A 20,830-nucleotide genomic window follows, 5' to 3' on the forward strand; every position below is an offset into this window, starting at 1 on the left:
TTTAGGAGGTATAAACATGGCTCAAAGGTTCGAAGGAAGAGTAGTACTGGTAACAGGCGGGAGCCGAGGTATTGGAAAAGGGATTGCACAGAAGTTCGCCGAAGAAGGGGCGAAGATTGCCATTCTTGATATTAACGAAGAAGCACTGGCAAAAGCCGAAAAAGATTTTAAGGAGCAAGGATATACCGCACTTACGCAAAAAGCAAGTGTTGTAGAAGCAGATGAAGTGGAAGCAGCTGTTGGGGAAGTAGTGAATACCTTCGGGAAACTTGATATCCTTGTCAATAATGCAGGAATCATCCGCGATAATATGTTGTTCAAGATGACTGATAGCGATTGGCAGCAAGTAATGGATGTTCATCTGAAAGGTTCATTCAACGCATCAAGGGCTTCCCAGAAATACATGGTGGAACAGAAGTATGGAAGAATTATTAATATTTCTTCTACCTCCGCACTTGGAAACCGTGGTCAGGCCAATTACTCTACTGCAAAAGCAGGTTTGCAAGGATTTACCAAAACACTGGCCATAGAGCTTGGAAAATTTGGCGTTACGGCAAATTCTATAGCACCGGGTTTCATTGAGACTGATATGACCAAAGCAACAGCTGAGCGTGTTGGAGTTTCATATGAGGACTTTGTAAAAGGTGCTGTTAGCAAGATACCAGCCGCTAGGAGTGGGAAACCGGAGGATATTGCCAATGCGGTTGCCTTCTTTGCAGATGAAAGGTCATCCTTCGTCAACGGACAGGTTATTTACGTTGCAGGCGGCCCGAAAGATTAGAAAGGAGCCCTATTATGTATAAAAATATGATCGGTAGAAAATCCGAAAAAGTGAAAAATATGGTAGAGCGTGGACATGTCCGGCGTTTTGTCGAGTCCATTGGAGACCCTAATCCAATTTATGTGGATGAGCAGACCGGTGAAAAATCGAGGTACGGCGGGAATATTGCACCTCCGACATTTCCCAGGGTTTTTGATTATGGTAGAGTTGAAGGCCTTAACCTTCCAAAAAAGGGTCTGATCCACGGTGAACAAAGCTATCATTATGAGAGGCCTCTTTTGGTCGGAGAGGAAATCTACTGCTATACCGAAGTGGAAGATTACTATGAAAAATCAGGCAGCAATGGACGTATGGGTTTTCTTGCCGTAAAGAGGTATGGAGAGGATACTGACGGAAACGTCATTTTCACGGAAAAAATGACTACCATTATTACAGAAACGGTAAGAAGGGCGATGAATGTATGAAGAACATAACAAGATTAACTACAGGTGAAGCATTGGACGATATAACACTTCCCCCTGTAAGCAGGATGGATTTAATTAAGTACTCAGGGTCTTCCGGCGATTTCAACCCAATCCACACCATTGATGAGGAAGCTGAAAAAGCCGGATTGCCAGGTATCATAGCCCATGGGATGTGGACAATGGGCAATTTAGCGAAGCTTTTCACACCTTATTATGAAGAGGGGTTTATCCAAGACTATCAAATCAGGTTTTCCGGAATGGTTTTCCTTGATGATGTCCTAACATTAAAAGCTGAGGTAGAGGAACATACGGATGCGTACCTGTATTTTCGTGTAAGAACTGTGAATCAGAAAGGAAAAGACGTGATCAAGGGGAAGGTGGTTTTTTCCAAGTATGAATGATGGATAAATCGAAGAGGGTTCCTTTGACTGGGAGAGAAATATAAAACACGGAGTGCTAGCCATGGAGTTTAAATATTCCGATAGAATAAAGGTTGAAATAAGGAAACAAAGCTGGAACTTTCTATGATAAAGATGACTGCCATGACATGGCGGTGGAAATTATCGATCGTGCTAATTAGGCGTTTGGTGCAGTGGGTTGAGGAATAATTATTCACTTGCTTTCAGCTGGGCGGGCATACATACTTTTAGAGTGACAGATGGACCGGATGAAGTCCACCGCCGGATGATTGCCAAACAAAAATTGAAAAAGTATTAATCAAATATTGGAGGTCTTGTGAATGCATGTGAAGGATTTATTTGATTTGACCGGTAAGACGGCAATTGTTACTGGTGGCGGCCGCGGTCTCGGTCAGCAGATTGCGGAGGGGTTGGCAGAAGCAGGAGCGAATTTGGTTGTCTGTTCCAGAAAAACAGAGAACTGCAAGGAAGTTAGTGAAGAACTGAAAAAAAGGGGGGCAGCCTCCCTTGCACTTGCCTGTAATGTAACTAATCCGAATGATGTAAAAAGTGTAGTCAATAAAACAATGGAGAAATTCGGGACGGTTGATATTCTTGTCAATAACAGCGGAACTTCCTGGGGGGCACCGGTAGATGAGATGCCACTTGAGTCGTTTCAAAAGGTGCTAAATGTCAATGTCACAGGTACATTCCTCATGTCGCAGGAGGTCGGCAAGGTGATGACCGAACAGAAATCTGGAAAAATTATTAACATTGCTTCCACAGCTGGATTGAAAGGATCCGATCCAAGATTTATGGATGCTATCGGATATAACTCCAGTAAAGGAGCAGTCATAACATTCACCAAGGACTTGGCAGCCAAATGGGGGCCGCGTGGAATAAACGTGAATGCTATAGCACCGGGTTTCTTCCCGACAAAAATGTCAAAAGTACTCCTAGAGAAAGGCGGGGATAAAATTTTGGAAGGTACTCCGCTTCGAAAATTCGGTGGGGAGGACGATTTGAAAGGGGTTGCCTTGTTTTTGGCTGCCGCTGCATCAAATCATATAACCGGAGAGACAATTGTTGTAGATGGTGGATCGAATGCTATGTAAACGTGGTAATCAAATACAGAGGGAGTGGAAAAATAGATGAATAGAGAACCTGTTATCGTATCGGCGGTTCGAACACCTATTGCCAAGCAGGGTAGTGCATTGGCATCAGTACCTGCCCACGTGTTCGGGGCGGAAGTCATAAAGGAAGCAGTGAAACGTGCAAAGATCACACCTGAATCCATAGATGATGTAATTTTCGGTAATGTCTTAAGCGGCGGAGGGAATATTGCCCGTCTTACTGCACTCCAATCGGGATTATCGACAAACTTGTCGGGGCTAACCGTTGATAGACAGTGTGGTTCAGGAATCAACGCAGTGGCACTTGCTGCTCAGGCTATACGGACAGGTGAAGGGGAGGTGTTCATTGCTGGCGGAACGGAAAGTATGTCACGAGCTCCATATCTGATGGATCGACCTTCCAAGGCGTACAGCCCGGTCTTGCCAAAGTTTAGAAAATCCCAGCTTTCCCCGAATGAAATAGGAGATCCACCGATGGGGATAACTGCGGAAAATTTGGCGGACCAGTATAATGTTTCCAGAGAGGAACAGGATGAATTTGCACTAAGGAGCCAGAAGCGGATGGCAAATGCAATGGAAGAAGGACGGTTTGATGAACAAATTGTTCCAATCACGGTTCCAGTTCGGAAAGGAGATCCCGTTGTCTTTGAGAAAGATGAACATCCACGACCGGATACGACAATGGAAAAACTGCAAAAACTGCCACCTGCCTTCCGTAAAGAAGGAAGTGTATCTGCGGGAAACAGTTCCGGGCTCAATGACGCAGCTTCTGCCCTTGTGATCATGTCCAGAGAGAAAGCAAACCAGTTAGGGCTTAAACCTCTCGCAAAAGTAAAGGCTTCCGCTGTAGCTGGTGTGGATCCGAACATTATGGGGATCGGACCTGTGCCTGCAACAAGAAAAGTAATGGAGAGATCCGGAATGAAGCTAGAGGAAATGGATCTCATTGAGATCAATGAAGCATTTGCTGCACAAGTGATTGCGTGCGATAGAGAGATGCAGATGGATCCTGAAAAGGTTAATGTTAATGGCGGCGCCATTGCTCATGGTCATCCATTAGGTGCTACTGGAGGGATTCTGGTCACCAAGGCAGTTCATGAACTACAAAGATCTGGGGAAAAATACGGGTTGATTACCGCTTGCATTGGCGGCGGTCAGGGAATTGCTGCCATTATTGAAAAAGATTGATGAAGCTGTAGTCGGCAAAATCTATATACTAAGAGATAGGCTAATATTTTGTAGAAAGGAAAATGGCAAATGAAGAATAAAATCAAGAACGCTAGCATCCAACAGTTCGATGAAAAAGGGTACAGCGAAACATCCATTCAGGAGATTGTCGACTATATCGGTGTTACAAAGGGGAGCTTTTATTACTATTACAAAAGTAAACAGGAACTCCTGAAGGATATTCATATCAATTATATAGAGGGTCTGCTTAAAGAACAGGATCAAATCCTCCAGAATCCGGATAAAAATAGCAAGGATAAATTATACAGCATTATTTCTATGATCGTTAACAGTATTAGAACACAGAGGCAGAGTGCCAGGATTTTCAATCGGGAAGGAAGAAACCTTGACAAACTGCATTTTGAAGAAATTCGCCACAAACGGAGAAAATTCCGTTTGGCATTTCAACAAGTGATTGAGGAAGGAATTAAAACTGGTGAATTTAAAAAGGGTCTGCATGCAGATATTCTCACCTTTGGGATGCTGGGTATGACGAATTGGAGCTTCAATTGGTTCAACCCGGAGGGGAAATTGTCAGAAGAGGAAATCATCAACACCTATATTGACATTCTGTTTAATGGGATAATCAATGAACGATAAGCCAGAGTAACTATCGACAGATGGGAAGGAGGGAATAGATGGCTTCCTATGAAATAGAAATTTACGTCCGGTTTTCAGAGACAGATGCAGCCGGTCATGTGAATAATGTTAGTTACTTCCTGTATTTTGAAGAGGCCCGGACCAAGTTCTTTCAAGAAATATGTCCGAAACGTAATAATTCAATTAATTTCATTCTTGCTTCAATCTCCTGTGATTACATCACTCAGGCATATGCTGGACAGAAGCTGAAGCTGTTGACGGACGTGGAAAAAATAGGCAGGAAAAGTTTTACCGTCAAACATACTCTTGTCAATCCGAAAACGTTCAAGATTGTTGCAAAATCACATGCCGTTACAGTCTGCTTCAATTATGAAGAACAAAAGACGATCAAGGTTCCGGATGAAATACGGAGTAGGATGGAGAAATACCTGGTGGTGACCAATAAAGAGTCGGAATTTTCGCAGTAGTAGGATTGCGAAATGATAGCGGAAACAGTACCTATCCGCAAGTGAGGACTAGTTTGATTTGAAAAAATGGAGGATTAAGATCTTAAAAAGTTAATCCGCGATAACCTTCCCTTCGCTATGTAATGGAGAATAAACATGGCCGGGTTTGTCAATACTTCTCTTCCTCAGAATGAACAGGTCACGGAAACTTAATAGAACCATACCGGAAAATACGTTGAATGTATATTATAAAAGTAATTAAATGGATTCTATATTAATAATAGGAAGAAGGGGATAATATGTATTTTGAATATACAGATAAGGTTAAAGCTTATCAGAATAAATTAAGCAAATTTATGGAGGAATATATTTATCCAAACGAAAAGACACACGAGGAGCAGTTGGATAAAAATAATAGATTTTCTTCAATCCCTCCAATAATGGAGGAGTTGAAGCAGAAAGCAAAAGAGGAGGGATTGTGGAATCTGTTTCTACCAGAAAGTGAATATGGTGCTGGTCTAACAAACTTAGAATATGCGCCATTATGTGAAATAATGGGTCGCTCTAGTATTGCTCCAGAAGTATTTAATTGTGCAGCGCCAGATACAGGTAATATGGAGACTATTGTACGTTATGGTTCAGATGAGCAAAAGGAAAAATGGTTGAAACCGTTACTTAATGGGGAGATTCGTTCTTGTTTTTCAATGACTGAACCAGATATCGCTTCTTCAGATGCGACAAATATCAAAGCAAGTATTATACGGGACGGGGACGAATATGTCATTAATGGTACAAAATGGTGGTCTTCTGGCGCTGGAGATTCACGTTGTAAAATTGCGATAGTAATGGGTAAAAATGATCCCGGTGCTCCTAAGCATAAACAACAGTCCATGATTCTTGTTCCACTTGATACACGAGGTGTAACAATTAAGCGTACATTGCCTGTATTTGGTTATGACCATGCACCACATGGACATGCAGAAATCGAGTATAATAATGTACGTGTTCCTGCCTCAAATATGCTTTTAGGGGAAGGAAGGGGATTTGAAATTGCTCAAGGGAGATTAGGGCCAGGAAGAATCCATCATTGTATGAGGACAATTGGTACTGCTGAAAGAGCACTTGAATTATTATGTAAGCGTGTTCAAGAACGAGAGACATTTAGCAAAAAATTATCTGAACAAGGTGTTATTCAAGAATGGATTGCCGATGCAAGGATGGATATAGAACAGGCGAGACTTCTCACACTAAAGGCAGCTTATATGATGGATAAGGTTGGAAATAAAGAAGCGAAAGCAGAAATTGCAATGATAAAGGTTGTTGCTCCTAATATGGCATTAAAAATTATTGATCACGCAATTCAAGCATTTGGAGCAGCAGGTGTAACTGAAGATTTTCCATTGGCTGAAAGCTGGGCAAAGATTCGTACATTACGATTAGCGGATGGACCTGATGAAGTACATCGAAGAGCAATTGCAAGACAAGAATTAAAAAAATACCAATAGCTATCTATGATGTTGATGAACTGTTCGGTTTAACTGAAAAGACAGCAATCATAACCGGGATTGATAAGCAAATTGCTGCAGCAGGTGCCAATTAGTGATTAATTAAGAAGAGGCGGAATGAAAACAGAGACTGTAGAACCAAAGGGGAATTGAAGTAAAAACAATGACGTTAGGATATGGTGTATCACGGATTCCAGGTGATATAAATAATGTTGTTGAAAAGAAAAAAGTATCCTAAATATAGAATGATGTGGGAAGGTTTTTACCAAAAGGCCTTAATCTTTTAGCTATTACAAATGGAGGGAGAGAATGGATAGTAATTATTTTAAAGTTAAGGAAATCTATATTTATGGACTTGTCGTATTGCTTGGTTTGTTACTTATCTTGGTTGTTATTCCAATGGAGGTCCAGAAAGGGGAGCCAAGATTATTTCCCTTCATTTATACAACTGGGTTATTGATTGTCGGTATAGCTAATCTATTTATACTTGCATTTAATAAAAATTCGAATCACTTTAAATTTAACAAAAAAATAATAAAATATGTTGGATTAAATATATTAATATACACTGCTTATATTTTTTTGATTCAATATGTTGGTTTTTTCGCTCTTTCTGTTCTTTTTATAATAATACAAATGCGTGTATTAGGTGAAGGTTGGAAAATGTCTATTATTATTAGTGTTGTATTGCCTCTATCCATTTATTTACTATTCACAGAAATATTAGCATTGTATTTTCCATCAGGAGTTCTTTTATAAATATTATTCAGATATAAGGGAGGTGTTGTATAAGATATGTTAGGTCAAATAGCGGAAGGTTTTGCTACAATTATTACCCCAATGAATGTTCTTTTAATTCTTGCGGGTGTTACCGCTGGAGCTATCTTAGGTGCGATACCAGGTTTAACCTCTACAATGGGAATCGCACTGGTTCTGCCAATTACTTTTTATTTGGAGCCTGTTGCAGGTCTAAGTATGTTAATTGCTATGTATAAAGGTGGATTGTTTGGCGGTAGCGTAACCGCTATCATGTTTAATGCACCGGGTACTCCTGCCGCGGCAGCCACTGGTCTTGATGGAAATCCGCTAAAGAAGAAAGGTTATCCACGTAAGGCAATAAGACTTGCTCTTATATCGTCAACAACAGGCGATTTAGTTGGTAATCTTGTGTTAATATTTACTGCTGGATTACTGGCGTCTGCAGCATTACAATTTGGCCCAACAGAAAATGCTGCATTGATTATTTTTGCTTTAGTGCTAATAACTATTATAACCGGAAATTCAATATCAAAGAATATTATTTCGGTTTTATTAGGGTTGTTGATAGCAACAATAGGATCAGACCCTGTAACCTCTATACCGCGCTTTGACTTTGGACTAGACAATCTTTCTGGTTCTATAAGTATTATAGCATTGGTAATCGGTTTACTGGCAGTTTCAGAAGTATTTGAGACGATGGAGCAACATTACTATTCTAAGTTTAGTAAATCCAGTTCCAACACTTCTGAATTTGAGGCCAATAGGAATAATCAGAAAAAGAAAGACGACAATATAACTATAAAAGAAGTAACTGCGGTCAAAAAAACACTAGGACGTTCGTCAATAATTGGAACTTTAATTGGTGCTCTTCCGGGACTAGGACCAGTGACTGCTACATTCGTAAGTTATGCACAGGCGAAGAGTAAATCAAAAAATGGAGATAATTTTGGTAAGGGCGAAAAAGAAGGTATAGTCGCAGCGGAAGCAGCCAATAGTGCAGTAGGCAGTTCAAACCTCATCCCACTTCTTTCATTGGGAATACCAGGAGATGCTACTGCAGCTATAATCTTCGGTGCACTAATAATTCATGGTATTGTACCTGGACCACAGCTTATTGAAACAAATGGACCTATTGTATATGGAATATTTGCAGGAATGTTAATAGCAAGCGCATTTTGTTTTGTTATTAATTGGTATGCAAGTAATGTGTTCCGCAAAATCGCTGTAATAAGACCAACAGTGTTGACACCAATAATTTTAGTTTTATGCATTGCAGGTACGTACGGATATAGTCAAGCTTCCTTTGATATTATCGTAATGTTCATCTTTGGTGTACTAGGTTTTCTCTTGAAAAAGATAGAAATTCCGCTTGTAGGAATTGTTATTGGTTTTGTTCTTGGACCTAAGCTGGAAGAATCATTCAGACAAGTTTTGGTATTATCAAGTGGAGATATTAGTATATTTTTCACCCAACCAATATCGTTAGTATTATTAATGATTTCGTTGTTAGTTATCTTTAATCATCTCAGAAAAACGTTAAAAAGCAATAAGCAAATAAAGGAGTAGAATATATCAACTCTAATTTTTTGATGATTGGAAAAGTAATAACTAATAAAAAAGGAGGTGAGGAAGATAGGAATGAAAAAATTCTTCTTTAAATGTAAAGGTTGGGACTAAGAGCTTTTTACATTAAGTCTGAGGAGAAGTGAAATAAAAGAAATAATTACAGATCTGGAGGCGTATACAATTTGTATTGATCAAATAGAACAAAGGTCAATACCTATATCCACAATTAAGGCGATGCTAAAATAAGCTTGCCCAATAAAATTTTACGGAGGAGGGGTAGTTATGTCATCTGAGACAATCCCGGTTCGAGATGGAGAGGAACTTAATTTAATCAACCTAGAGTCATTTCTTAGGGAAAATATAAAAAACTTACCTACTGATCCATTAACTGTTGAACAGTTTAGTGCTGGACGATCTAATTTAACTTATCTATTAAAAATAGGTGATTGGGAAGCTGTATTAAGAAGACCACCCCTAGGACCAGTTCCTCCTAAAGCCCATGATATGGAAAGGGAGTTCACCATATTAAATGAAATTTCACCATATTTCTCCCCCGCACCTAAACCATATGTGTTTGCAGGAAAAGAGCAAAATATTATAGAAAGTCCTTTCTTTATTATGGAAAGAAGGCATGGGGTTGTTTTAGACACCGCATTTCCCAAGGATGTTAAGTATACTGAGGAGCTAGGTAGGGAGATATCTAAAAGAATGGTGGATACGCTAGTAGCATTACATCAAATTGATTATACAAAAACAAAACTAAAAGAAATGACCAGGCCCGAAGGTTTCGTGGAACGTCAGGTGAATGGTTGGATTCATCGATATGAAAGATCTAAAACAGAAGAATTAGATGGCATTGAACAATTAAAAACTTGGATGCTAAATAATATTCCTGAATCGCAGAACCCTACAATTATACATTATGACTATAAATTGAATAATTTAATGTTTAATGAAGATTTTGACTATATAAATGGTTTATTTGATTGGGAAATGACCACAGTTGGAGATCCATTGACAGACTTAGGTGTAGCAATGAGTTATTGGAAAGAAGACAATGATTCATCGCTTTTAAAAAAAGGAACAGAGGATGATCCTGTAACGACATATCCCGGATTCATGACACGTAATGAATTCATGGAGGCGTACGCAAAGAAAAGTGGAAGAGATGTATCAAATATGAACTTTTATTTAATCTTTTCCTATTTTAAATTAGCAGTCATCTGCCAACAAATTTATTTTAGATGGAAAAAAGGTCAAACAAAAGATGTACGGTTTAAAGATTTAAATGTATATGTAAATAACTTAATTCAATACTGTGTTGAAAATACATCAAGAAATAATCTAACTTAATAACCATTCATTATTTGAATCATAAGCGAATGGATGTTGTATGGCTTGTAGTTAATTTAATATAAAGGAGAATTTTACATGCAAAACAATGAATCCGATCATCTAATAGTGGAAATTCAAGATGGAATTATGCAAATAAAGCTTAATCGACCTCAAAGTCTAAATGCTTTTAGTTCTGAAATGATTTCTGGATTAAAGAAAGCATTAAGTAAAGCAAAAACTGATATGAATATACGTGTTGTTACTATTGCAGGTTCTGGTAGAGCTTTTAGTGCTGGTGGTGATGTAAAGGGGATGGGGAGAAGAACTCCTTTGGGCACATATGAGCATCTTGGCAATTTAAATGAATTAATTATTTTAATGAAGGAATTAGAAAAACCAATTGTTGCTGCTGTACACGGTTACGCTGCAGGAGCAGGTTTTAATCTTGCCTTGGCTTGCGACATGATTCTAGCTGCTGATGGCAGTAAGTTTGTTTTAAGTTTCTCAAAGGTAGGTTTAATTTCAGATGGTGGGGGATTATATTTTCTCCCAAGATTGATTGGTACTTATCGTGCCAAGGAATTGTTATTTAATGCCGAGCCCATCAGTGTTGAAGAAGCATATTCATTAGGCATCGTTAATCATATTTATCCTTTTGAAGATTTCGAGCAGAAAGTTATGGAATATTCCGCTAAACTAGCCGCTGGACCATCAACTGCTTTTGGATTCATTAAGAAGATTGCTGATCAATCTCTACAATCAAGTTTAGCAGAGGTACTTGAACAAGAGCGTATCTCACAAGCAACGGTTGCCACAACTGAAGATCATGCTGAAGGCATCTTAGCATTTAAAGAGAAAAGGAGTTCTAATTTTGTTGGAAAATAATTTAATTATTACAATAAATTAATTATCAGAGAGGATGGTCAAAATGAAAAAAATATTTATATTTCCTTTGTTGGTAGTTATAGTATTATCAATTTTAGTTGCGTGTAGTGAAACTTCAGGTAGTAGTGGTGCTAGTGATTACCCTGAAAGACCAGTTACATTGATGATACCTTATGGAGCAGGTGGGACAACAGACATTTTCTTTAGAGAATTTGCAAAAATCGCTGAAGAACATTTGGGACAAAAAATAGTTATTCAAAATGAAACTGGCGGCGGGGGTGCATCAATGTATTCTACTATTGCTAACGCTGATTCGGATGGATATACAATGGCTGGTGGTATGGGTACCCAGCTTTACTCGGTGAACCCACACCTTAATTTACTGGATTATGATGGAGATGACTTTACTTTAGTTACACCTGTAATGCAATATCAATATGTATTTGTTGCGCCTAAAGACGCACCCTATCAAACGTTTGAGGAGTTAATTGAGTATTCAAAGGAAAATACATTATCCTTTGCTGCTTCCAGTACTACAAATAATCTTTTTGCAGAGTTGGTTAATCAAGCGGAAAACTTTGACTTGAAATGGGATATTCTTAGTTATAGTAGTGATTCTGAATCTATTTCTGCAGTTTTAGGTGGTCATGTGGATTTTACGCTAGTTTCACCTGTAGCAGCACTTGGTGCTGAGCAAGCTGGGGATTTAAACTTTTTAGCCGTTTCCCCTGAAAAATTCGAATCCTACCCTGACGTCCCCACTATAGACGAGCTGGGTTATGAATTTGATATTACAGCAATGATAAGCATAGGGGGACCTAAAGATTTACCAGAAGAGGTAATATCTAAATGGGAAGAGGTAGTTAATAAAACATTAAAGGACCCGGAATTTAAAGAATTTGCTGCTAAAAACTATTATACTTTGCCTGATATGACCCCGCAGGAAATGGAAGATTTCTTCGACAAACAGAGAGAACAGTTTGGAGAGGTAATTGATAGAGTAGTTGAATAAAAATATATTTAGGTATTATTAGTAATGTTTAGATGAAAAAGATATATATCAATTTTTCATCTAAACATACCTTCGATAAAATCTAATATTAGGATCAATTTCTGATGGGGGGAAGGACGAGTGAAAAGATGTCGTTTATGGTTAACTAAAGAAGAGATTGAGCCTGATTTATTATCAGGCGCAACTGTAGTTGTAATTGATGTTCTTTTGGCAACTACTACGCTTCTGACAATAATGGAGCGTGGTGCAAGGAGAGTCTTTCCAGTTGAAAATATGGAAGAAGCAAAAAAACTGGGTGAGGAATTGGGGAATTCTTCTATTACTGGTGGGGAACAAGGGGGATTTAGAATAGACGGATTTAAAAGTGGACATCTACCACAAGACTATCCTTCAGAATATGTAAATAATAAGGATGTTATTTTCCTAACCACTAATGGTACACGAGCAATTTGTCAGGCTAAAAATGCTAAAAAATTATTGATAGCTAATATAAGGAACGTCCCTACTATAGCAGAATACTTAAACACTTTAAAAAAGGAAGATGTGTATATTATATGTGCAGGGTCGGGAGGGCATTTTTCACTTGAAGATTTCTTGTGTGCAAGCATAATTATATCGCGGCTCAATCTAAACAACGTTAAGTACAATGATGCTGTACAGATAGCTTTAGAACAACAATTCGAAAAGAGAAATCGGATTAAACATATTTTAGAGAATAGTAAGGTAGGTCGTTCTAGTATAAAAAAAGGGATGCAAGATTTAATTAATTTTACAGGAAATGTTGGTGCATCAGACTTAATCGTTTCCGTTAATGAGGGAGAGTTAAAGATATTAGAAAAATTATAATTTTATTAGAAAGGGGAGTTATGCATGTTGACTCGTCACTTTAAACATTGGCCTTTGAGATTATCCAAAGAATTAATTACACCCGAGACTACATTGTATAACAATCTAGAGATCAGTTCAAAGCGATATCCTGATCATGTAGCTATAAATTACTATGGTCAAGATATAACATACCAACAACTAATTACAGAAGTTGATGCAATGGCCGGTTTCCTTCAGCATGAATTAGGAGTCTCGAAAGGGGAAAAAGTACTATTATATATGCAAAATTCTCCTCAATATATTATAGGATATTATGCTATTTTAAGGGCAGATGCAATAGTAGTCCCTTTAAATCCTATGTTAAAAACAATGGAGCTAGAATTTTATATTAAAGACTGTAAGATAAAAAATGCCGTCGTTAGTCAGGAGTTATGTGGAAATGTTGAGTCACTACTTGAGAAAGGGTTATTAGAAAATATTATCACAGCAGCATATTCTGATTACTTGCCAGTTGAATTTCTAGAAGAACTTCCTAAACAAGTTATCCACGACAGAAAAGACTCTAATAGGCCAAATAATTATTTGTGGGTTGATTGTATTGGAGCTAATTACAATCCAAAAAAACTATCTTCGGGTCCAGACGATCTTGCTGTAATCCCTTATACATCTGGTACTACTGGGTACCCAAAAGGATGTATGCATACAAATAGAACTGTCCAAGCAAATACGGTGGGTGGAGCTTCCTGGGCAAGAACAACTTCTAACAACGTGCACTTGGCAACTCTCCCTTTCTTTCACGTAACTGGAATGGTACATAGTATGCATGTACCAATATATGCTGGAAGTACAATAGTCGTTATGACGCGTTGGAATAGGGAAACAGCTTTAGAGTTAATCAACCGAAATAAGTGTACCAATTGGGTTGCAATAAGTACGATGGTGATAGATTTTATAGCAAATCCCAACCTTGTAGCAAAGAAAATTTCGTCTTTAACGACTATATCGGGAGGTGGTGCAGCGCTTCCTGAAGCAGTAGGTAAGAGGCTTTATGAAATGACAGGGTTAAAATTTACTGAGGGTTATGGCTTAACTGAAACAATGTCTCAGACACATTCAAATCCAGTTGAACGCCCTAAGATGCAGTGCCTGGGTATTCCAAGTTTTGGAGTGGATGCAAGAATCATTAATCCCAATACAAACAAAGAAATTGGTATAGGGGAAGTTGGGGAAATTATTGTCAGTGGACCGCAGATTATGATTGGTTACCACAATCGTGAAGATGAAAATGAGAAAGTGTTCCTTAATATAGAAGGTAAACGTTTTTTAAGAACAGGGGATATTGGACGATATGATGAAGATGGATATTTTTTCATGGTTGATCGTATCAAACGAATGATTAATTCATCAGGATATAAAGTTTGGCCAAGTGAGATAGAGTCCTATCTTTATAAGCATCCAGCAGTTCATCAATCCTGCGTAATCGGCGTTCCTGACTCAAGAAAAGGTGAAACGGTTAAAGCATTTATTATTTTAAAAGAAGAATTCAAAGAACAAATAAACGAAGAGGAAATAATCGAATGGTCGAAAAAGCATATGGCAGCTTATAAATATCCACGTTTTGTTGAATTTAGATCCACGCTGCCAACAACTAGTAGCGGAAAGATACTTTGGCATAAATTACAGGAGGAAGAATTGAAAAAGTCAACAGGCAGTTCTAGGTTATAATAACTGTAAACTTATTAGTAATTTTTTAGGGAGAGGAATTTTATGCGGAGTTGGAAAATAACACGTTTAGGTGATCCTAAAGATGCTCTAGAATTAAAAGAATGTCCCCGCCCAAAGGTGGAATCGGATAAAGTCTTGTTAGAGGTAGATGCATGTTCATTAAACTTTTTTGACATCTTACTTTGTCAGGGGAAATATCAAGAAAAACCACCTATTCCATTTACACCGGGTTCGGAAGTCTCGGGTGTTATTCGGGATGTTGGGGATGGTTGTCAGCTAAAGATAGGTCAACGGGTTATTGCAACACCTGGTAAACCTGAAGGCGGTTTATCGGAATGGATAAGTGTACCTGAGGAATCTGTTTATGTCATATCAGATTCTGTAACTGCGGGTGAAGCGGCAGGAATGTTTATAACTTATCAAACTTCATATTATGCTTTATATTATCGTGCATCACTTCAAAAAGGAGAAGTTCTATTAGTCCATGCAGGAGCAGGTGGAGTAGGTTCAGCGGCAATTCAATTAGGTAAATCAAGGGGAGCAAAGGTGATAGCAACTGCTGGAGGATCTGACAAAGTTCAAATATGTAAAAACATGGGTGCCGATATTGCAATAGATTATAGATCAGACGACTTTGTTGATATTGTTAAGAAGGAAACCGATGGAAGAGGTGCTGACGTAATCTATGACCCCGTTGGTGCTGATGTATTTGATCTGTCTCGGAAATGTATTGCTTTTGATGGGCGGCTGCTAGTTATTGGATTTGCTGGGGGACGTATTCCAGAAGCTCCGGTTAATCATGCACTAATAAAGAACTATTCTATTGTTGGTGTTCATTGGGGGCTTTACCGCAAGTTCTATCCAGAAAAAATTAAGGAAATTCATAATAACCTAATACAACTATATGAAGATGGTGCTATTCGTCCATTGATTTATCACAACTATGATTTTACAGAAGTGCCAAATGCACTAGAAGTACTAACGGATCGTAAAACTTATGGAAAGTTGATTGTAAAGCCGTAAGCATTTTTTAATAATAAGGGGCATTGGGTGTTAAAGAAGGTACGTAGCTTTGGTAGACTTCTGAGAGAAACATTAGAGAGTAAAATGAAATAAATTTTCTCTACCATTTAAATATGTTTGTGAGGGTACGGAAATGATTTAGAACTTTAACTTTTATGGAAGAGGGTGATTGTATGCTTTTAGATGGCAAGGTAGCAATAGTAACTGGGGCTGGTGGAGATATTGGTAGAACGACTGCTTTAAGATTTGCCAAAGAAGGTGCACGTATCATGGTAACAGATATTAATGAAAAAGCAGGTCTGAAAACAGTAAAAATGATAAAAGATCAAGGTGGTGAGGCTGAATTACAAGTAACGGATATGACCGATTCTCAAGACGTTGAGAATTTGGTTAATAATACAATTGAAACATTTAAGAAAGTCAATATTCTATTTAATAACGCAGGTGTGGGAAGTGGAGGAGAAAGGAAATTGCCGGATGTATCGCTTGAGCAATGGGAAGAGGTTATTGATACGAACATGACAGGTGTATTTCTAGGGATGAAATATACTATCCCAAAAATGGAATCTGGAAGTTCTATTATTAATGCAGCGAGCATTGCTGGTATTAAAGGGCAGAAATTAACATCAGCTTATTCAGCTTCAAAAAGTAGTGTGATAGCGATTACAAAATCAGTTGCAAAAGAATTTGGAAGGAAAAATATTCGTGTAAATGCTATTGCACCAGGGATTATCGATACTAGTATGGTATTGCATTGGAAGGAAACTGAAAAGTGGCCGATTTTATCAACCACAAATGCACTAAAACGAATTGGAAAACCTGAAGAAGTGGCTAATGCTGTATTATTCTTGGCCTCTGATGAAGCTTCATATATAACTGGTGAAACTCTTGTTATTGATGGCGGAACATTGAATCTTTAAATATAGGTAAATTGCTTGAAAGAAGAATTTTATATTTAAAGAATTTAGAGTGAAATTTAAATAGTAGCATTCTCTAAAATTTAACAGATTTAGTAGACAAATTTCCCACGCAAATCTGGTTCATGCGGAAAGAAGGTCTAAAGTTGTTATCTCGCTCATCTGAAATAGCAAATAAGGTATTTCCGGAACAAAAGCTTTTTCTCATTTGGAGTTGTGCTGTTTTTTTTGTAACAATGAATTCGACTATGTTTAATGTTTCTTTACCGAGTGTCCAAGAAGATTTATCTATAAGTATTTCTCACGCCTCTTGGATAATTTCAGGTTATTCCATGGTTTTGGCTATATCAACTCTGACATTCAGTCGCTTAAGCGAATTTGTCCCCACTTTAAAATTGCTAATATTAGGTGTAATGTTACTTGGCACTGGCTCATTTTTAGGCTTCTTTTCATATCATTTTATTTTTGTATTGATAACTCGCCTTATACAGGCAATCGGAGCTGGATCGATTATAAGTCTTTCTATTGTAGTTGCAACCCGTTATGTTCCGATTACAAGACGTGGAAGGGCATTGGTACTTATCTCTTCATCCGCAGTGTTAGGGCTTGGTCTTGGTCCAGTTATTGGAGGAGTAATTGATCAATTTTTAGGTTGGAATTTTCTTTTTTTAGTAACGGCCTTAGTTATATTTTTTATACCAATATTTGTAAAGTTGTTACCAAAAGAGGAACATGTAACTGTTAAATTTGATTCAGTTGGTTGCATGACAACCACAATAAGTCTTATTTCTTTAATGATCTTTTTTACTACATTTCATGTAATATTTCTGTTTCTGTTTTTGGTTTTCATAATATTAACATCGAAACATTTTTATCGGACGAAAAACCCGTTTATAAAGTCGGAATTATTAAAAAGTAAACAATATAGAAATCTTTTATACATTAATTTTATAGCGTACTTTGTATATTTCTCAGGGTTATTTATTTTACCTTATATACTAAATGATATATTTCAATTGAAATCATCAGAAATAGGCTTACTTGTATTTCCAGGCGCAATTTTATCAGCTTTAGCAGCAAAGATGATTGGTCAGCTCATAGATCGCTTCGGTAATAGTCCAATTATTTGGATATCGCAAGTACTATTTATCATTTCAACATTGATGTTTATTTTCTTAGCAACGATTTCCCCTATTTTTATTCTTTTTTCTTATTTATTTCTGAGCCCGGGTTTTTCAGCGCTTTCAACAAGTGTACGTAATGAAGTGTCCAGAATTTTACATGTAGATGAAGTGGGCACGGGCATGGGAATTATTCAATTAATACAATTTTTTGGTGGCTCCTTTGGGGTAACAATTTCTGGTACCGTTTTAGCCATCCAAGAAGGGTTTTCACCTGTATTTATGTACAGAAATGTATATATCATTCTAATTGTATTATTTTGCACGTCTGTATGGGTATTCTTTTTATACCAAAGAAAACTGAAAATTTGTATTAGAGAGCAATAGTTCAGTGTTTAGAATAAATTTTTAGAGTCTTCAATTGAGCACACTTCAATAAATAGAATCATAGGAAATGAGGAAAATAATGTAAATAGAAGAATTCTTGTATTAACGAGAATACTAATGGGGGCGAGAATTAGTAAATATGTATGAAATGGGATTTGTATTAGCGCAAAATTTAGAAAAAAACTGGGATAGTAGCATTAAAATCAAGGAGGAGCAATATTAATGGAAAGAATGAACCGTCAAATTTTACTGAACAAACGTCCAAAAGGATTTCCCGATGAATCTGCATTTAAACTTATTGAAAAAGAAACCCCCGAACCGGCTGACGATCAGGTGCTTGTAAAGGCACATTACCTTTCCGTTGATCCATATATGCGGGGAAGGATGAGTGAGGCGAAGTCATATGCAGAGCCATTTGAAGTTGGCCAACCATTGAAAGGTGGTGCTGTCGGTGAGGTAATAAAATCCAACCATTTGGATTTTTTAGCAGGAGACTTTGTCACAGGGCTTCTTGATTGGGCTGATCATACTGCAGTGGAAGGTCAATCATTAAGGAAAATTCACCCCGATGCAGCTCCGATTACCACAGCGCTTTATATTGCAGGCATGCCTGGCTTGACAGCTTATTTTGGGCTACTTTATATCGGCCAGCCTCAAGCGGGTGAAACGGTTGTCATATCTGGTGCAGCAGGTGCAGTCGGAATGGTTGTTGGTCAAATTGCAAAAATGAAAGGCTGCCGTGTTGTCGGTATTGCTGGCTCAGAGGAAAAAGTTAATTATTTGAAAAAAGAACTTAACTTTGATGCGGTTATTAACTACAAGGAGTCCGAAAATATAAGCAAAGCTCTTAAAGAAGTCGTACCTGGAGGTGTTGATATTTATTTTGATAATGTAGGCGGAGAAATTTCCGATGCTGTGCTTTTGCGATTGAACTTTCATGCCCGCGTTGTACTTTGTGGTCAAATAGCACATTACAATGATGAAAAAAAGGAGATGGGTGTTCGAGTATTGCCGTATTTACTGACCAGAAGTGTCTTGTTAAAAGGTTTTATTGTAAGAGATTATAGGGATTATTTCGATGAAGGGATGCGTGATTTGGCCAAATGGTTAAATGAAGGAAAAATACAATACAGGGAGAACATTGTAGAAGGTTTAGAAAACGCTCCTGACGCATTTCTGGGTTTATTTCGTGGAGATAATATTGGTAAACAACTGGTTAAAGTTTCCTGATAAACGGGTGATTCTGCTTTTGCATGTTTAGATATATTTTTTATCACCGCTTGGCATATTTCAAAGTGTACATTCCTATAACATAAGTGACTAAGCATTTCGACATATAGCTATAAGTCAAGCACTCTAACAAAGAAAGGAGTGGGAGACACGTGATAGAGACACGTGATAGAGACAATGTAACTTGTATCAAAGGAACAATTATAAAAGATGGATATAAAGGACGGCCTGTTTATGTCTTTCTGGCAGATGGCATGTTAATAGACACAGGTGCAAAACATTTGGAAGAAGATTTGATTCCTTATTATGAAAACCATTCGATTGATTTTGTTGCATTGACCCATAGCCATGAGGATCATACAGGAACCGCCTCATGGCTGCAGGAAAATCAAAATCTTCCTATCTATATTCACCCAAAGGGCATCGGTACTTGCAGAGAGAATTGTCCATATCCAAAATACCGTCAGCATGCCTGGGGTGTACGAAAACCATTTGAAGCGCGGGCGATGAATCGGATTCTTCACTCAAGACATCATGAGTGGAAAGTGATTGACACACCCGGACATGCTCATGATCATGTATCTCTTTTAAATGAAAAGACTGGCAGGTTATTTTCTGGAGATTTATTTGTAAGCCCAAAAACAAAAGTGATTATGGATAGTGAATCGATCCCGGTTACCATGGAATCGATTCGGAAGATACTTGCCTATGACTTTGAATCAATGTTTTGCTGTCATGCCGGCTACATACCAAACGGGCAAGAAATGCTGAAACAAAAACTCGATTATTTGGAAAATGTGTCTGAAGATGCAAAACAGTTGTATCACGAAGGCTTTTCTGTCGCTGAAATTAATCAAAAACTCTTTCCAAAAAAGTATCCCATTACTGAAATTTCTGGTGGTGAATGGGATTCCGTTCATATTGTGTCCTCTATACTTTCTGATTAGAGGAAGAAAGGGTGTCCCAAAGGGGAGGGGGGAGAGTATCAGACACTTTTCTCCCAAATACAGACTTGCCGGGTACAGGCCGCCAAAATCTCATTTCAGCTCCTTAGCCTCTTCACCGTACAAAGCAGTTCGCTTAATGTTCACCCCGACAAATGATTCAAGGATTGCCTGACCGCCGGCGATAGCCAGGATAAAGATTAAATACTGGGTGATTTCGGGAATCCAAAGATATGTCAGGCCTAAAAGGATCGCGCTCCAGACTCCCGCGCACCAGTAACAGGTCAGGAGGTAGCCGATATTTGATTTGGGAACTGTTTTTGTTTCACTTTCTGAGATTTTCTTCTTTGTTAAAAAGGGTTTGCGGATAAACTCAGTAATTTTATCGAATACAATGAGGTGTGTTAGCCGGTAGCTGGCAAGTATCAGCAAGACGAAATCAATCCAGGTTATTTCCAGTTCCATAAGACAGATCCTTTCGATTTTTCTCTTAGCTTTACCTTGTTCAAGAATCTTAAACAGAAGTGGGACACTAGGGGGTAAC

At 38.0% G+C, this 20,830-nt stretch carries 21 protein-coding genes; 20 read left to right on the forward strand and 1 reads right to left on the reverse strand.

What is annotated here, in order from left to right; all coding sequences use genetic code 11:
• The first annotated feature begins 16 nt into the window (after positions 1-16).
• From fabG to ON01_RS06285, 20 genes are all read left to right on the forward strand, one after another.
• On the forward strand, positions 17-781 hold the full coding sequence (gene fabG / locus ON01_RS06190) for a 3-oxoacyl-ACP reductase FabG (RefSeq protein ID WP_010530145.1): 765 nt from the start codon (positions 17-19) through the stop codon (positions 779-781).
• Between the two features lie 14 nt (positions 782-795).
• The gene (locus ON01_RS06195) at positions 796-1,245 is read left to right on the forward strand and encodes a MaoC family dehydratase N-terminal domain-containing protein (protein WP_010530146.1); all 450 of its coding nucleotides are present in this window, start codon (positions 796-798) and stop codon (positions 1,243-1,245) included.
• Entirely contained in the window at positions 1,242-1,646 is a 405-nt protein-coding gene (locus ON01_RS06200; protein ID WP_010530147.1) for a MaoC/PaaZ C-terminal domain-containing protein, read from the forward strand. The genes ON01_RS06195 and ON01_RS06200 overlap by 4 nt, the downstream gene beginning before the upstream one ends.
• Positions 1,647-1,984: 338 nt before the next feature.
• Complete coding sequence (locus tag ON01_RS06205) at positions 1,985-2,758, forward strand: SDR family oxidoreductase (protein WP_010530148.1); 774 nt, start codon at positions 1,985-1,987, stop codon at positions 2,756-2,758.
• A 36-nt stretch (positions 2,759-2,794) separates the two neighbouring features.
• Positions 2,795-3,964: a thiolase family protein gene (locus tag ON01_RS06210; RefSeq protein ID WP_010530149.1), complete on the forward strand. Its 1,170-nt coding sequence runs from the start codon at positions 2,795-2,797 to the stop codon at positions 3,962-3,964.
• 69 nt (positions 3,965-4,033) lie between these two features.
• Positions 4,034-4,603, forward strand: a complete 570-nt coding sequence (locus ON01_RS06215) for a TetR/AcrR family transcriptional regulator (RefSeq protein WP_010530150.1) — start codon at positions 4,034-4,036, stop codon at positions 4,601-4,603.
• Between the two features lie 38 nt (positions 4,604-4,641).
• On the forward strand, positions 4,642-5,070 hold the full coding sequence (locus ON01_RS06220; protein WP_010530151.1) for an acyl-CoA thioesterase: 429 nt from the start codon (positions 4,642-4,644) through the stop codon (positions 5,068-5,070).
• A gap of 278 nt (positions 5,071-5,348) precedes the next feature.
• Entirely contained in the window at positions 5,349-6,554 is a 1,206-nt protein-coding gene (locus tag ON01_RS06225; RefSeq protein ID WP_010530152.1) for an acyl-CoA dehydrogenase, read from the forward strand.
• Positions 6,555-6,863: 309 nt separating this feature from the next.
• Entirely contained in the window at positions 6,864-7,313 is a 450-nt protein-coding gene (locus ON01_RS06230) for a tripartite tricarboxylate transporter TctB family protein (protein WP_010530153.1), read from the forward strand.
• A gap of 36 nt (positions 7,314-7,349) precedes the next feature.
• Positions 7,350-8,879, forward strand: a complete 1,530-nt coding sequence (locus ON01_RS06235) for a tripartite tricarboxylate transporter permease (RefSeq protein WP_010530154.1) — start codon at positions 7,350-7,352, stop codon at positions 8,877-8,879.
• Positions 8,880-9,161: 282 nt separating this feature from the next.
• Positions 9,162-10,232 carry a phosphotransferase family protein gene (locus ON01_RS06240; protein WP_010530155.1) on the forward strand — a complete coding sequence of 357 codons (1,071 nt, stop codon included), beginning with the start codon at positions 9,162-9,164 and terminating at the stop codon, positions 10,230-10,232.
• Between the two features lie 78 nt (positions 10,233-10,310).
• On the forward strand, positions 10,311-11,099 hold the full coding sequence (locus tag ON01_RS06245; RefSeq protein ID WP_010530156.1) for an enoyl-CoA hydratase/isomerase family protein: 789 nt from the start codon (positions 10,311-10,313) through the stop codon (positions 11,097-11,099).
• Positions 11,100-11,142: 43 nt separating this feature from the next.
• The gene (locus ON01_RS06250) at positions 11,143-12,111 is read left to right on the forward strand and encodes a Bug family tripartite tricarboxylate transporter substrate binding protein (RefSeq protein ID WP_010530157.1); all 969 of its coding nucleotides are present in this window, start codon (positions 11,143-11,145) and stop codon (positions 12,109-12,111) included.
• Positions 12,112-12,231: 120 nt separating this feature from the next.
• Positions 12,232-12,957 (forward strand): 2-phosphosulfolactate phosphatase, encoded by a 726-nt coding sequence (locus tag ON01_RS06255; protein WP_010530158.1) that lies wholly within the window; start codon positions 12,232-12,234, stop codon positions 12,955-12,957.
• Positions 12,958-12,981: 24 nt separating this feature from the next.
• Complete coding sequence (locus ON01_RS06260) at positions 12,982-14,664, forward strand: long-chain-fatty-acid--CoA ligase (protein WP_010530159.1); 1,683 nt, start codon at positions 12,982-12,984, stop codon at positions 14,662-14,664.
• A 42-nt stretch (positions 14,665-14,706) separates the two neighbouring features.
• Entirely contained in the window at positions 14,707-15,687 is a 981-nt protein-coding gene (locus ON01_RS06265; RefSeq protein WP_010530160.1) for an NADPH:quinone oxidoreductase family protein, read from the forward strand.
• Positions 15,688-15,860: 173 nt separating this feature from the next.
• On the forward strand, positions 15,861-16,607 hold the full coding sequence (locus tag ON01_RS06270) for an SDR family NAD(P)-dependent oxidoreductase (protein ID WP_010530161.1): 747 nt from the start codon (positions 15,861-15,863) through the stop codon (positions 16,605-16,607).
• Positions 16,608-16,750: 143 nt separating this feature from the next.
• Positions 16,751-18,112, forward strand: a complete 1,362-nt coding sequence (locus ON01_RS06275; RefSeq protein ID WP_010530162.1) for an MFS transporter — start codon at positions 16,751-16,753, stop codon at positions 18,110-18,112.
• A 222-nt stretch (positions 18,113-18,334) separates the two neighbouring features.
• Positions 18,335-19,342: an NADP-dependent oxidoreductase gene (locus ON01_RS06280; RefSeq protein WP_010530163.1), complete on the forward strand. Its 1,008-nt coding sequence runs from the start codon at positions 18,335-18,337 to the stop codon at positions 19,340-19,342.
• Between the two features lie 152 nt (positions 19,343-19,494).
• On the forward strand, positions 19,495-20,289 hold the full coding sequence (locus ON01_RS06285; RefSeq protein ID WP_010530164.1) for an MBL fold metallo-hydrolase: 795 nt from the start codon (positions 19,495-19,497) through the stop codon (positions 20,287-20,289).
• A 90-nt stretch (positions 20,290-20,379) separates the two neighbouring features.
• On the opposite strand, the gene ON01_RS06290 is transcribed toward ON01_RS06285, so the two are convergent.
• The gene (locus ON01_RS06290) at positions 20,380-20,751 is read right to left on the reverse strand and encodes a DUF1360 domain-containing protein (protein ID WP_010530165.1); all 372 of its coding nucleotides are present in this window, start codon (positions 20,749-20,751) and stop codon (positions 20,380-20,382) included.
• Positions 20,752-20,830: the final 79 nt, after the last annotated feature.

The sequence above is a fragment of the Lentibacillus jeotgali genome (genome assembly GCF_000224785.1).
GTDB classification, from domain to species: Bacteria; Bacillota; Bacilli; order Bacillales; family Amphibacillaceae; genus Lentibacillus; species Lentibacillus jeotgali.